This is a genomic window from Streptomyces sp. JLBT605, assembly GCF_058215555.1.
On the sequence record NZ_CM177087.1, the window covers coordinates 2493654 to 2506337 of the forward strand.

Annotated in this window: 10 protein-coding genes; 5 read left to right on the forward strand and 5 right to left on the reverse strand. The window is 72.4% G+C overall.

What is annotated here, in order from left to right; genetic code table 11:
- Window positions 1-214: 214 nt before the first annotated feature.
- The 3 genes from AC4BDD_RS11125 to AC4BDD_RS11135 all read left to right on the forward strand — a co-directional run bounded on the left by AC4BDD_RS11125 (window position 215) and on the right by AC4BDD_RS11135 (window position 4131).
- Window positions 215-2446, forward strand: coding sequence for an acetate--CoA ligase family protein (locus AC4BDD_RS11125; protein ID WP_490690839.1), 2232 nt, complete (start codon window positions 215-217; stop codon window positions 2444-2446).
- A 133-nt stretch (window positions 2447-2579) separates the two neighbouring features.
- Entirely contained in the window at window positions 2580-3416 is an 837-nt protein-coding gene (locus AC4BDD_RS11130) for an enoyl-CoA hydratase/isomerase family protein (RefSeq protein ID WP_490690840.1), read from the forward strand.
- Between the two features lie 70 nt (window positions 3417-3486).
- Window positions 3487-4131 carry a flavin reductase family protein gene (locus AC4BDD_RS11135; protein ID WP_490690841.1) on the forward strand — a complete coding sequence of 215 codons (645 nt, stop codon included), beginning with the start codon at window positions 3487-3489 and terminating at the stop codon, window positions 4129-4131.
- 118 nt (window positions 4132-4249) lie between these two features.
- On the opposite strand, the gene AC4BDD_RS11140 is transcribed toward AC4BDD_RS11135, so the two are convergent.
- Entirely contained in the window at window positions 4250-5623 is a 1374-nt protein-coding gene (locus AC4BDD_RS11140; protein WP_490690842.1) for an MFS transporter, read from the reverse strand.
- A gap of 133 nt (window positions 5624-5756) precedes the next feature.
- Here AC4BDD_RS11140 and AC4BDD_RS11145 point away from each other — a divergent pair, with 133 nt between their 5' ends.
- Window positions 5757-6833 carry a GlxA family transcriptional regulator gene (locus tag AC4BDD_RS11145; RefSeq protein ID WP_490690843.1) on the forward strand — a complete coding sequence of 359 codons (1077 nt, stop codon included), beginning with the start codon at window positions 5757-5759 and terminating at the stop codon, window positions 6831-6833.
- Here AC4BDD_RS11145 and AC4BDD_RS11150 read toward each other — a convergent pair.
- From AC4BDD_RS11150 to AC4BDD_RS11165, 4 genes are all read right to left on the reverse strand, one after another.
- Window positions 6823-7890: a Zn-dependent alcohol dehydrogenase gene (locus AC4BDD_RS11150; RefSeq protein WP_490690844.1), complete on the reverse strand. Its 1068-nt coding sequence runs from the start codon at window positions 7888-7890 to the stop codon at window positions 6823-6825. The genes AC4BDD_RS11145 and AC4BDD_RS11150 overlap by 11 nt on opposite strands.
- Before the next feature lie 79 nt (window positions 7891-7969).
- Window positions 7970-9436, reverse strand: coding sequence for an aldehyde dehydrogenase family protein (locus AC4BDD_RS11155; protein ID WP_490690845.1), 1467 nt, complete (start codon window positions 9434-9436; stop codon window positions 7970-7972).
- Window positions 9433-10620, reverse strand: a complete 1188-nt coding sequence (locus AC4BDD_RS11160) for an acyl-CoA dehydrogenase family protein (RefSeq protein ID WP_490690846.1) — start codon at window positions 10618-10620, stop codon at window positions 9433-9435. Before AC4BDD_RS11160 ends, AC4BDD_RS11155 begins: the two co-directional genes overlap by 4 nt.
- Before the next feature lie 64 nt (window positions 10621-10684).
- The gene (locus AC4BDD_RS11165; RefSeq protein WP_490690847.1) at window positions 10685-11596 is read right to left on the reverse strand and encodes an SDR family oxidoreductase; all 912 of its coding nucleotides are present in this window, start codon (window positions 11594-11596) and stop codon (window positions 10685-10687) included.
- A 125-nt stretch (window positions 11597-11721) separates the two neighbouring features.
- Between AC4BDD_RS11165 and AC4BDD_RS11170 the strand changes: the two genes are divergently transcribed.
- Window positions 11722-12648: a cyclase family protein gene (locus AC4BDD_RS11170; RefSeq protein ID WP_490690848.1), complete on the forward strand. Its 927-nt coding sequence runs from the start codon at window positions 11722-11724 to the stop codon at window positions 12646-12648.
- Window positions 12649-12684 lie beyond the last annotated feature (36 nt).

Consider the following 12684-nt stretch of genomic DNA (forward strand, 5'->3'; position numbering starts at 1 on the left):
TAGCACGGCGGGGGCACGGCGGGGGCACGCCAGAGGCACAGCCGGCGACCCGGTCGGGGGCACGGCAGAGACGCGGTCGGCGACCCGGTCGGGACGTGGCGGGGACTCGGCGGACACAAGCCGTCCACATCCCAGCCATTCCTGACTGGTCGTCAGTTCAGTAACCTGACTAGTCGTCAGCTACTCGGCCGACCAGCAGGAGTGGGCGAGAACGATGCTTGGATCGACTCACGGCACCCTCACCACCACCTCCCGTCATTCCCGCGCCATCGCCTGCGGCGAGCATCCCGGCCCCGCCGTCCGCGTCCACAGCGCGACCGAGCCGGCCGACGATGTGGACGTCAGCGGCCGGCCGCTGCAGCGTGCCATCCCCGACCTGGACCGTCTCTTCCGGCCCGGGTCGGTGGCGGTCATCGGCGCCTCCGACACCGAGGGCCGGCCAGGCGCCGGCATCACCCGGCAGCTGATCGGCTGGGCCGAGCGCGTCGGCGCCCGCATCCACTGCGTGCACCCCACCCGCAGCAGCGTCTTCGGCCTGCCCTGCTGTCCGTCCGTCGCGGCACTTCCCGAGCAGCCCGACCTCGCCGTGCTGCTGGTCAGCGACCCCCTTCCGCTCATCGAGCAACTCTCCGAAGCCAAGATCGGATTCGCCGTCGCCTTCGCCTCCGGTTTCGCGGAGACCGGCCCCGAAGGCGCCGAGGCCCAGGAACAGCTGGCCGCCGCCGTGCGCCGCTCCGGCCTGCGACTGCTGGGCCCCAACACCAACCTCAACGCCTTCGAGAACTTCCGCGAGGACCTCGACGGCCCGGCCATCGCCCTGATCACCCAGTCAGGCCACCAGGGGCGTCCGGTCTTCACCCTCCAGGAACTCGGCATCCGGCTCAGCCACTGGGCACCCACCGGAAACGAGGCCGATCTGGAGTGCGCCGACTTCCTCTCCTACTTCGCCGCCCGCCCCGAGGTCGGCGCCATCGCCATGTATGTGGAAGGGCTCAAGGACGGCCGCGGCTTCCTGCTCGCCGCCGACCACGCCGCACGCGCCAAGGTGCCCGTCGTCGCGGTCAAGGTCGGGCGCACCGAGGCCGGGGCCCGCACCGCCGCCTCGCACACCGGCAAGCTCACCGGCGCGGACGCCGTGGTGGACGCGGCGATGCGGCAGTTCGGCGTGATCCGGGTGGATGGCCTCGACGAGCTGCAGGACACCACGGCCCTGCTCGCCCGCGCCCGGCCGCCGCGCGCCGACGGCGTCGCCGTGTATTCGATCTCCGGCGGCACCGGGGCGCACTTCGCCGACCTGGCGACCGCGGCCGGCCTCACCCTGCCCGTCCTCGGCGCCACCAAGCAGGCCGAGTTGCACCAGTGGATACCGGACCAGCTGAGCGTCGCCAATCCGATCGACAACGGCGGGCACCCGGTCGGCGACTGGCGCGGCCGCAAGATCATCGACGCCATTCTCGCCGACCCTGCCGTGGGCGTGCTGATCTGCCCCATCACCGGCCCCTTCCCGCCGATGAGCGACAAGCTGGCACAGGACCTGGTGGACGCGGCGGAGCAGACGGAGAAACTGGTCTGCGTGGTGTGGGGTTCCCCGGTGGGCACCGAGGACGCCTACCGCACCACCTTGCTCGGCTCCTCCCGAGTCGCCACCTTCCGGACCTCTCGCAACTGCATCACCGCCGTCCGCGCCTACCTGGACCACCACCGCTTCACCGCCGGCTACCGGTCTCCCTTCGACGATGCCCCGCGCACCGCCTCGCCCTCCGCACGTAAGGCCCAGGCGCTGCTGCGCCCCGGGGAGCGGCTCAGCGAGCACACGGCGAAGCAGCTGCTGCGGGCGTACGGCATCCGGGTGCCGCGCGAACAGCTGGTGACCAGCGCCGCCGCGGCGGTGCGCGCCGCCGGACTGGTCGGCTATCCGGTCGTCTTGAAGGCGTCGGCGCCGCAACTGGCGCACAAGACCGAGCTGGGCCTGGTCAAGGTCGGTCTCACCTCGGCCAGCCAGGTCCGCGACAGCTACCGGGAGCTGCTCGACATCGCCCGCTACGAGGGCGTCGGCCTGGACGGCGTGCTGGTCTGCCAGATGGTCGAGCCCGGGGTCGAGATGGTCGTGGGCATCAGCCAGGACAGCCTGTTCGGTCCCACGGTGACGGTGGGCCTCGGCGGGGTGCTCGTCGAGGTGCTGGACGACGTGTCCGTGCGGGTGCCGCCGTTCGGCGAGGGGCAGGCGCGCGCCATGCTCGGCGAACTGCGCGGCCGCGCGCTGCTCGACGGCGTCCGGGGCGCGCCGCCCGCCGACGTCGACGCGCTCGTCGAAGTCGTGCTGCGGATCCAGCGGATGGCGCTGGAACTCGGCGACGACCTCGCCGAACTCGACGTCAACCCGCTGATGGTGCTCCCGCGCGGCCAGGGCGCGGTGGCCCTTGACGCGCTCGCCGTCTGCCGGTGATCCACGGGCCCGCAGCGGACCGGCCCGCCACCTCGCCTTGAGCACACCCCAGAGCACCGCCGTGGCGATCGCGGCCGCAAGCACCGCCGCGATCACCGCCCGGAGCATCGCCCGCAGGCCAAGGAGTGCCCTCATGATGTCCTCCCCCGAAGAAGCGTCCGAGTCCCAGGAATCACCTGAGTCCGTTGTACGGCACGCCACTGACAACGCGGTCGCCTGGATCACCTTGGACCGCCCCGCCGTCCTCCACGCTCTCACCCCTGACCAGCGGGAACGCATCATTTCGCTGCTTTTTCAGGCCTCCGCGGATCCGGCCGTGCGCGCCGTGGCGATCACGGCGACCGGCGACCGGGCGTTCTGCGCGGGCGCGGACCTGCGCGCCCACGCGGAAGGCTCCGGACCGCGGCTCCCGGGGGACGTGGCCCGTACGATCCGGTGCGGGGCACAGCGGCTGATCGGCGCCGTCCTCGACTGCGAGAAGCCCGTGCTGGCCGCGGTCAACGGCACCGCCGCCGGGCTCGGCGCCCACCTGGCGCTCGCCTGCGATCTGGTGCTCGCGGCCGAATCGGCGGTGTTCGTCGAGGCGTTCGTCAGGCGCGGCCTGGTTCCGGACGGGGGTGGCGCCTATCTGCTGCCCCGCCTGGTCGGCCCGCAGCGGGCGAAGGAGCTGATGTTCTTCGGCGACGCGCTCACCGCCGCCGAGGCCGAACGCCTGGGACTGGTCAACCGGGTGGTTCCGGACAGTGAGCTGAGAAAGACGGCACGGGCCTGGGCGGAACGTCTCGCCACCGGCCCGACCCGGGCCATCGCCCTCACCAAACAGCTCGTCAACGCCTCCGTTGACGCCGATCGGCAGACCGCTTTCGCCGCCGAGGCCGCCGCCGTGGAGATCGCCATGTCCACGGCCGACGCCCAGGAGGGCGTGCGCGCCTTCGCCGACCGCCGCACGCCTCGCTTCCAGGGCCGTTGACGCCCCGGGCACCGGTCGGAGCCGCGCCGCCTCACTTCCTTTCTGACGGCCCGTCACTTTCAATGGACGCATGATGGGACATGCCGCCATGGCGGCCACCGCGGTCCGCTACCTGCGCTCGGTGGGCCCGCCCCCGCCGCCCGCCCGGGCTCCGCTCGATCCGCTGCCACCCCCTGAGCTCCGCGCCGTACGGGACGATGAACGGCCCCCTCTGGAACCGGCGGAATTCCGCCGGGTGCTGGGCCATTTCGCCACCGGGCTGACCGTCGTCACCGCGCCGGCCGCCGAGGGCGAGAGCGGGCCGGCCGGATTCGTGTGCCAGTCCTTCACCTCGCTCTCACTCGACCCGCCACTGATCGCCTTCATGGTCGGCCGCACCTCCACGACCTGGCCGCGCATCGCGCGGGCCGGGGTCTTCTGCGTGAACGTCCTGGGTGCGGGGCAGGCGGCGTTGTGCCAGGCGTTCGCGGTGAGCGGGGCGCGGACCGGCGACAAGTTCGCCGGGATCGGCCACGGGCCCTCCCCGGTGACCGGCTCGCCGCTGCTGGACGGGGTCCCGGCCTGGATCGACTGCGCCATCCACGCCGTGCACACCGGGGGTGACCACCTGGTCGTGGTGGGCCGGGTCGCGGCCCTTGGCACGGACGAGGCCGCCGCCGAGGCCGGCCCGCTGCTCTTCCATCGCGGCACCTTGGGTACTTTCAGCCCCTTTTGATCCCTTCGGCATCCGACCGCGGGAGCCGTCCCGTCGGGGTGCCCCGGCACCTGGAAAGCACCCGGCAACGGCGAGTTCAGGCCACCGGCAGAGGCACCATGCCACCGAACCGGACCTATCACGCCGCCAGTGGCACGGCCGTGCCGGGTTGCGGCCGGCGCCGGATCACCAGAGCCATCAGCGCGGCCACCGCGCACAGCCCACCCGAGGAGTACCAGACCACGTCGTACGAGCCGAGGGCGTCCCGCGCGACACCGCCGAGGAAGGCGACCAGTCCGGCACCCACCTGGTGCGAGGCCAGCACCCAGCCGAAGACGATCGCGCTGTCCTCGCCGTACTGCTCACGGCAGAGCGCGATGGTGGGCGGCACGGTCGCGACCCAGTCGAGGCCGTAGAAGACGATGAAGAAGATCATCGGTGGGTGGACGCTGTCGGAGAGCAGCATCGGCAGGAACATCAGGGACAGGCCCCGCAGCGCGTAGTACACCGCCAGCAGCCGCCGCGCGTCGAAGCGGTCGGTGAACCAGCCGGAGGCGATGGTTCCGACGATGTCGAAGACGCCGATCACGGCGAGCAGACCGGCCGCCGCCTGGACCGACATCCCGTGATCATGAGCCGCGGGCACGAAGTGGGTCTTGACCAGGCCGTTGGTGGAGGCACCGCAGATCGCGAAGGTTCCGGCGAGCAGCCAGAACGGGCCGGTCCGCGCGGCCGAGACCAGAGCCCGGACGGCGCGCCGGGCCGCCTCCGGGCGGGGTTCCGGACGGGGCTCGGGCGGCCCTTCCGCCCCGTACGCCGCCAGGCCCACGTCCTGGGGGTGGTCGCGCATCAGGAGCCAGACGAAGGGCACCACGGCGAGCGCGGCGAGGGAGACCGTGACCGCGGCCGGGCGCCAGTCATGGTGGTCGACGATCCAGGACAGCAGGGGAAGGAAGATCAGCTGTCCGGAGGCGCCGGCGGCGGTGAGAATGCCGGTGACCAGGCCGCGCCGCTTCACGAACCACCGGTTGCTGATGGTGGCGGCGAAGGCCAGCGCCATGGAGCCGCTGCCGAGGCCGACGAGTACGCCCCAGCAGAGCACGAGTTGCCAGGCGGCGGTCATGAAGACGGTCAGGCCCGCTCCCGTGGCGATCACGGTGAGCGCGCCGGCCACGACCTTGCGGATACCGAATCGATCCATCATCGCGGCAGCGAAGGGCGCGGTGAGTCCGTACAGCGCGAGGTTGAGGGAGACCGCGAACCCGATGGTGCCGCGTGACCAGTGGAACTCCTCGTGCAGCGGCTCGATCAGCAGGCCGGGCAGGGAGGCGAAACCGGCCGCGCCGATGATCGTCACGAACGCGACGGCGGCCACGAACCAGGCGCGGTGGACACGGGGTGTACGGCGGGGGCCCGGCGTCCGGTCACGCCGCCCGGAGATCTCTGCTGTCTGGGTCACCGGACCAGGATCGGGGCGGCCCTGGCCGGCTTCGAGCGGCCCGAGGGACAGCATTCGTCAGGATCGGGCCATCATGATCGAGCCATGGTGCAGGGGCTGAGATCAGGCCATGCCGGCGGGGCGGGAATGCGCCCGGCCCCGGATGCCTTCTCACAGATGTCACGCACGACGGCGGGCGGAGGGCGGAATGGCGGAGATCGACGAGGCCGGACGGCCGCACCGGGTCGTCGTGCTCGCGCTGACCGGCGTCATCCCCTTCGAACTGGGCATTCCGTACCGCATCTTCGGCAAGGCCCGCTCCGCCGCCGGCCGGCCGCTGTACTCCGTCCGGACCTGCGCACTCGTCCCGGGCCCGGTCCGGACCGACGCCGACTTCACCGTCAGCGTGGAGCACGGCCCCGAGGCTCTCGCCGAGGCGGACACGGTCGTCGTGCCCGCCTCCTACGGACTCGGGCCGGTGTACACCGAAGGCCGGCTCACCGAGCCGCTGGCCGCCGCGTTGGCCGGAATCCGGCCGGGCGCGCGCATGATGTCCATCTGCACCGGAAGCTATGTGCTGGCCGCGGCCGGGCTGCTGGACGGTCGTCCCGCCACCACCCACTGGCACAACACCGACCATTTCCAGCGCCTCTTCCCAGCCGTGCTGGTCGACCCCGATGTGCTGTTCATCGACGACGGCGACATCCTCACCTCCGCCGGCGTCGCCTCCGGCATCGATCTGTGTCTGCACGTGGTCCGGCGCGACCACGGAGCGGCGGTCGCCAACGACGTCGCACGGCGCAGCGTGGTGCCGCCGCACCGGGACGGCGGCCAAGCGCAGTACGTCCACCGTCCCGTTCCGGAGCCGCAGGTGGCCACCACGACGACGGCTCGTGCCTGGGCCTTGGCCCGCCTGGACCGTCCGATATCACTGCGGGAGCTGGCCGCTCAGGAGTCGATGAGCGTGCGGACCTTCACCCGCCGTTTCCGCGAGGAGGTCGGGGTCAGCCCCGGCCAGTGGCTGGTGCGCCAGCGGGTGGAGCGGGCGCGGCATCTGCTGGAGAGCTCGGACCTGTCGGTGGACCAGGTGGCGCGGGACGCCGGGTTCGGCACGGCGGCGTCGATGCGGCTGCATCTGCAGTCGGCGCTCGGCGTCTCCCCGACCGCCTACCGCCGCACCTTCCGTCGCCCGCCGGCCCCCGCCGAGGCACTCGCTGGGACACCCGCCGGGATACGTGCGGAGATACGCGCCGAGACAGGCGCCGGCCCCGCCGCTAGAAGGTGAGGACCGCGCGCGCCACCCGCCCGTGGTGCGTGTCGTCGGCCGCCTTGGGAAAGTCGGTCACCGGATAGGTCCTGCTGGCCAGTTCGTCCAGCAGCAGCCGGCCCTCGCGGTAGAGGTCGGCGTAGCGCGCGATGTCGCGCTGGGGGCGGGACGATCCGTACCGGCAGCCGAGGATCGCCTTGTCCAGATACATGGAGGCGACCCGGAAGGACGCCTCGGCGGTGGCGGGCGGGACACCGAGCAGCACCGCCTGTCCACGCCGGTCGAGCAGGTCGACGGCCTGCCGGATGAGCCGGGTGCTGCCCACGCACTCGAAGGCGTGGTCCGCGCCGTTGGGCAGGATGCCGCGGACGGCGGCGGTGGTGTCGTCCACTGCGGAAGCGTCGATGAAGTGGGTGGCCCCGAAGCGTCGGGCGAGCTCCTCCTTCGCCGGATTGGTGTCGAGGGCGACGATGGTCAGCGCACCGGCGATACGCGCCCCTTGGAGGACGTTGAGGCCGATGCCGCCGACGCCGATGACCAGCACGGTGTCGCCGTGGTCGACCCGGGCCCGGTTGAGCACCGCGCCGACACCGGTGAGGACGCCGCAGCCGAGGAGCGCGGCCGAGGTCAGCGGCACGTCCGCCGGGATGCGCACCGCCTGGACGGCCTTGACGACGGTGCGTTCGGCGAAGGCGGAGTTGGCGGCGAAGGCGTGCAGCGGCTCGCCGCGGCGGGTGAAGGGCCGGGCCGGGCGGCCGATCGCGGCCCGGCACATGGTCGGCCGGCCGCGGTCGCAGTCGCCGCAGGCACCGCAGTTGGCGAGGGTGGACAGCGCGACGTGGTCTCCTGGGGTGACGTGGCTGACGCCGGGGCCGACCGCCTCGACCACGCCCGCGCCCTCATGCCCGAGGACCACCGGCAGGGGATACGGAATGCTGCCGTCGACCACGGACAGGTCGCTGTGGCACAGTCCGGCGGCGGCGACGGCCACCAGCACCTCGCCGGGCCCGGGGTCCCGTACCTCCAGGTCATCGACGACCTGGACCTGTGCACCGTCGAAGATGACGCCTCGCATACCCCTCGCTCCTTGACTGGGAAAGGCCCGCGGGGCGCCGCGCTCGGCCGCGCCCCGGCGGTTGGTCGAACGACGCTGGTCAGGAAGGCCAGACGACCGACTGGAGTTCGCTGTACGCGTGCAGGCCGAAGGAGCCGCCGTCCCGGCCCACCCCGCTCTCCTTGAAACCGCCGAACGGCGTCTCGGGGTGCCGCTGGACGGTGTTGATGCCGATGTTGCCGCTGCGCAGCCGGGCGGCGAGGTTCCAGGCGTGGCCGGCGTCGGCGCTGAAGACGTAGTCGTAGAGGCCGTAGGGGGTGCTGTTGGCGATCCGGACCGCCTCGTCCTCGTCGTCGAAGGGGAGGGCGACGACGACCGGCCCGAAGATCTCCTCGCGCGCCACCGCCATACCGGGGTCCGCGTCGGTGATGAGTGTCGGCGGGACGTAGAAGCCGGGCTTGAGGTCGGGGCGATCGCCGCCGGCCGCGATCCTGGCGCCCTGCTCGCGGGCTCCGGCGATGTAGGCCTCGACCCGGTCGCGCTGGGCGGCGGAGATCAAGGGGCCGACGATCGTGGAGTTATCCACAGGGTCCCCGACTGTCAGTGACTCAGCGTAATGTGTGAGTACGGCGACGGCCTTCTCGTACAGCGATCGATGGACGAGAACGCGGGTCGGAGCCGTGCAGATCTGCCCGCTGTGGAAGGCCCAGACCGAGCCGACGCCCCTGACCGCTTGCCCCAGGGTCTTCTCGTCGGCGTCCGCCAGGATGATGGCCGCGCCCTTGCCGCCCAGCTCCATCAGGGTGCGTTTCATCGACCTGCCGGCGGTCTCGGCGATCTCTTTGCCCACCGCGGTGGATCCGGTGAAGCTCACCATGTCCGTGTCCGGGTGAGCGACGAGCGCGGCGCCGGCGTCCGCGCCCGAACCGGTGACGACGTTGAACACGCCGTCGGGAAGCCCAGCCTCCTGGAGTAGCGGGCCCAGCTCCAGGCAGGTCAGGGGGTCCTGAGGCGCGGGTTTGGCGACCACCGTGTTGCCCATGGCGAGGGCCGGGGCGGCCTTGCCGACGAGATTGACCAAGGGGAAGTTGTAGGAGGTGATACATGCGACGACACCTACCGGGCGGCGGACCGCGGCCGCGCCGATGAGGCCGCCGGGGGCGAGCGGACTCGCCCCGACGGGCTGCGGGGCGAGCGGAAGGGTGCCGGGCTCCACCGCGCCGCGCGCGTAGCGGCGGAGGCGGTCGGCAGCGGTGGGCAGCTGCATCGTGACCGTCAGGCGGAGCGTCGCGCCGGTCTCGGCCTGGAGCAGCGGCACCAGTTGGTCGGCGCGGGCGGTCAGCAGGTCGGCCGCGCGGTCCAGCACGGCGGCACGGTCGCGCGGGTCCGTGCGCGACCACTCGGTGAAGGCGGCGCGGGCGGCACGGACGGCCGCGTCGACCTCCGCCGGGGTCCCCTCGGGGGCCTGGCCGACCGGTTGCTCGGTGGCAGGGTTGATGATCGGGTAGTGGCCTCGGGCGGGGGTCACCCAGGCGCCGTCGATCCAGTGGCCGTAGCTCTTCGTCATTCCGTTGCGTCCTTCGGGTGCGGGGTCGGCCGGGGCTCCTTGGGGAGGTGCAGGACACGCTCGGCGATGATGCCGCGCTGGATCTCGTCCGAGCCGCCGTAAATGGTGTCGGCGCGGGTGAACAGGAACAACCGCTGGAGGGCGTCCAGTTCATACGGGCTGTCCTCGGCCCAGTCCGCGGGGCCGAGTGCCGCCGCCGCGCCGCGCACCCGCAGTGCCAGTTCGCCGAGCCGCTGATGCCAGCCGCCCCACAGCAGCTTGGCGACGCTGGGGGCGCCCGGGTCGCCTGCGGTGCCCAGGGTCCGCAGGGCGTTCCAGCGCATCGTCTGGAGTTCGGCCCACAGCTGGACGAGCCGGTCCCGCAGCACCGGGTCGTCAGCGGCGCCGGTCCGCAGTGCGAGCCACACGAGGTGGCCCAGCTCCTGGGCGAAGCCGATCTGCTGCGCCAGTGTGGAGACGCCCCGCTCCACCGCCAGCAGCTCCATGGCGACGCGCCAGCCGTCGCCCGCACCGCCGACGAGGTGGTCGGAGCGGGCCACCGCGCCGTCGAAGAACACCTCGTTGAATTCCGCCGTCCCGGTCAGCTGCCGGATCGGGCGTACCTCGATCCGGCCCGGCTGGTCCATCGGCACCAGCAGAAAGGAGAGTCCATGATGGCGTGGCGCCCCGTGCTCGGTGCGCGCCAGCACGAAACACCAGTCGGCCTCCTGGGCCTGCGAGGTCCAGATCTTGCTGCCGGTGAGGCGGTAGTTGCCGTCGCCGGGGTCGCGGACGGCGGTGGTGCGCAGCCCGGCGAGATCGGAGCCGGCGTCCGGCTCGCTGTAGCCCTGGCACCACAGTTCCTCGCCGCGGGCGATCGGGGGCAGGAAGCGGGCACACTGCGCGTCGTCGCCGGAGGCGAGCAGCGTGGGGGCGAGGAGGTTCTCACCGATGTGGCCGAGCCGCACGGGCGCCCGGGCCCGGGCGTACTCCTCGGCCCAGACCACCTGCTGGGTCAGGGTCGCGGCGCGGTTGCCGTAGCTGCCACGCGTGCGGTCCCAGCCGAGCCCGATCCAGCCGTCGGCCCCCAGTTCCCGCTCCCAGGCGCGCCGTCCGTGGAGACACGCCTCGTCGCGGTGCGCGCTGAGCCAGTCCCGGGCCTCGCCGCGGAAGTGCTCGTCCGCCGGCCCGAATGCGAAGTCCACGACGTCTCCCCTTCACCGTCTCGCGTCACCGTCTCCCCCGCCCTGCCCGTGTGCCGGAGCGCCGTCAGGCGTTGGGGCGCTTGGCGGCGGCCGCGGCCGCCGCCATCTCCTCCAGCCGCGCCAGCAGGGGCATCGGGTCGGTGCCGACCGTCCCGGGCAGGAAGTCGGCGATCTTCTCCGGGGTCCAGGAGCCCTCCGCGTATCCGGCGCGCAGCTCGCGAGGCTGGGCCCAGACCGCGATCTTGGGGCCGGCGATCGTGTAGACCTGCCCGGTGATCCGCTCCTGGGCTGCCCGGTCGCTGAGGAGGTAGACCACCAGCGCGGCGACGTCCTCGGGTTCGCCGATCTCCGTGAGCTCCATCGGCACGTTCGCGGACATCCTGGTGCGGGCCACGGGGGCGACGCAGTTGGCGGTGACGCCGTATTTGTGCAGGCCCAGGGCGGCGCTGCGGACCAGGGAGATGATGCCGCCCTTGGCCGAGGCGTAGTTGGCCTGGGCGACGCTGCCCTGGTGGTTGCCGCTGGTGAAGCCGATCAGGGTGCCGGAGCCCTGGCTGCGCATGATCGCGGAGGCGGCTCGGAAGACGGTGAAGGTGCCCTTGAGGTGGGTCGCGATGACCGGGTCCCATTCCTCTTCGCCCATGTTGAACAGCATCCGTTCGCGGAGGATCCCGGCGGCGCAGACCACTCCGTCGATCCGGCCGAAGCGTCGCACGGCGGTCTCCACGATCCGGGCGCCGCCCGCCATGGTCGACACGTCGTCCACCACGGCCACGCCCTCGCCGCCTGCTGCCTCGATCTCCTTGACCACGGCCGCCGCGATCTCGCTCGTCGGCTCGCCGCCCGCGATCGAGACTCCGAAGTCGTTGACCACGACCTTGGCTCCTTCGCCGGCGCAGGCGAGCGCGACGGCCCGCCCGATGCCGCGCCCGGCCCCGGTGACGGCGACCACCTTGCCTGCCAGGAAGCTGCCCACGCCGCATCCCCTCCCGAAGAATCTGACGGTCCGTTAGATTTTTGGGGAGGCCGGGCAGGAGCACAACCCCTGGGCCACAACCGGCGCACCACGAAGCGGACGCCAGAGCCGACCGAGGAGGCCTGATGCCACTGCCGCCGGAATTCCACGAGCTGGCCAAGCGCGTCAACAACTGGGGCCGCTGGGGCGCGGAGGACGAGATCGGCACCCTCAACCTGATCACCGGGGAGGTGGTCAGGGCGGCCGCCGCCACCGTGCGGACCGGGCACCGGGTCCCGCTGGCCGTCCCGCTCCGGCAGGACGGGATCCAGACCGGCCTGATACCCGGGCGGGTCAACCCCCTGCACACCATGACCGCGGTGAACGCCGAGCTGTTCGGCCCGGGCACCGTGGCCACCAGCGATGACGTGGTGACCATGGGGCTCCAGGCAGGCACCCACTGGGACGGCCTGACCCACGTCTCCCACTCCGGGCGGATCTACAACGGGCGGCCCGCCCACTCGGTGACCGCTCACGGCCGGGCGCAGTTCAGCGGCATCGCCACGGCTCGGCACATCGTCTCGCGCGGCGTGCTCCTCGACGTGGCGAGGGCGCACGGCGTCGACCGCCTGCCCGGCGGACACGCCGTGACGCCCGAGGACCTGGACGCGGCCGCGGAGCTGGCCGGGGTCTCGGTCCGCTCCGGCGACATCGTGCTCGTGCGGACCGGGCAGATCCGGAGCTACCTGGCAGGCGACAGGGAGGGGTACGCCTTCCCGTCACCGGGCCTGTCGGTCCGTACGCCCGAGTGGTTCCACGCCCGGGACGTCGCCGCGGTGGCCAACGACACGCTGACCTTCGAGATCTTCCCGCCGGAGATCGAGAACGGCTGGCTCGCCGTGCACGCCCTGGACCTCGTCGAGATGGGCATGCCGCAGGGCCAGAACTGGAATCTGGAGGAGCTGGCCGAGATCTGCGCGGCCGAACGGCGCCACGCCTTCCTGCTGTCGGCGACACCCGAGCCGTTCATCGGCGGGACAGGGGCACCGGTCGCGCCCGTCGCCATCCTGTGAATCCGCAGGCGTTTCCCGGTACGCCGCACACTTCCC

Coding starts and splice junctions, on each gene's coding strand:
- AC4BDD_RS11125 (WP_490690839.1), top strand. CDS start 215: ATGCTTGGATCGACTCACGGCACCCTCACCACCACCTCCCGTCATTCC.
- AC4BDD_RS11130 (WP_490690840.1), top strand. CDS start 2,580: ATGATGTCCTCCCCCGAAGAAGCGTCCGAGTCCCAGGAATCACCTGAG.
- AC4BDD_RS11135 (WP_490690841.1), top strand. CDS start 3,487: ATGATGGGACATGCCGCCATGGCGGCCACCGCGGTCCGCTACCTGCGC.
- AC4BDD_RS11140 (WP_490690842.1), bottom strand. CDS start 5,623: ATGCTGTCCCTCGGGCCGCTCGAAGCCGGCCAGGGCCGCCCCGATCCT.
- AC4BDD_RS11145 (WP_490690843.1), top strand. CDS start 5,757: ATGGCGGAGATCGACGAGGCCGGACGGCCGCACCGGGTCGTCGTGCTC.
- AC4BDD_RS11150 (WP_490690844.1), bottom strand. CDS start 7,890: ATGCGAGGCGTCATCTTCGACGGTGCACAGGTCCAGGTCGTCGATGAC.
- AC4BDD_RS11155 (WP_490690845.1), bottom strand. CDS start 9,436: ATGACGAAGAGCTACGGCCACTGGATCGACGGCGCCTGGGTGACCCCC.
- AC4BDD_RS11170 (WP_490690848.1), top strand. CDS start 11,722: ATGCCACTGCCGCCGGAATTCCACGAGCTGGCCAAGCGCGTCAACAAC.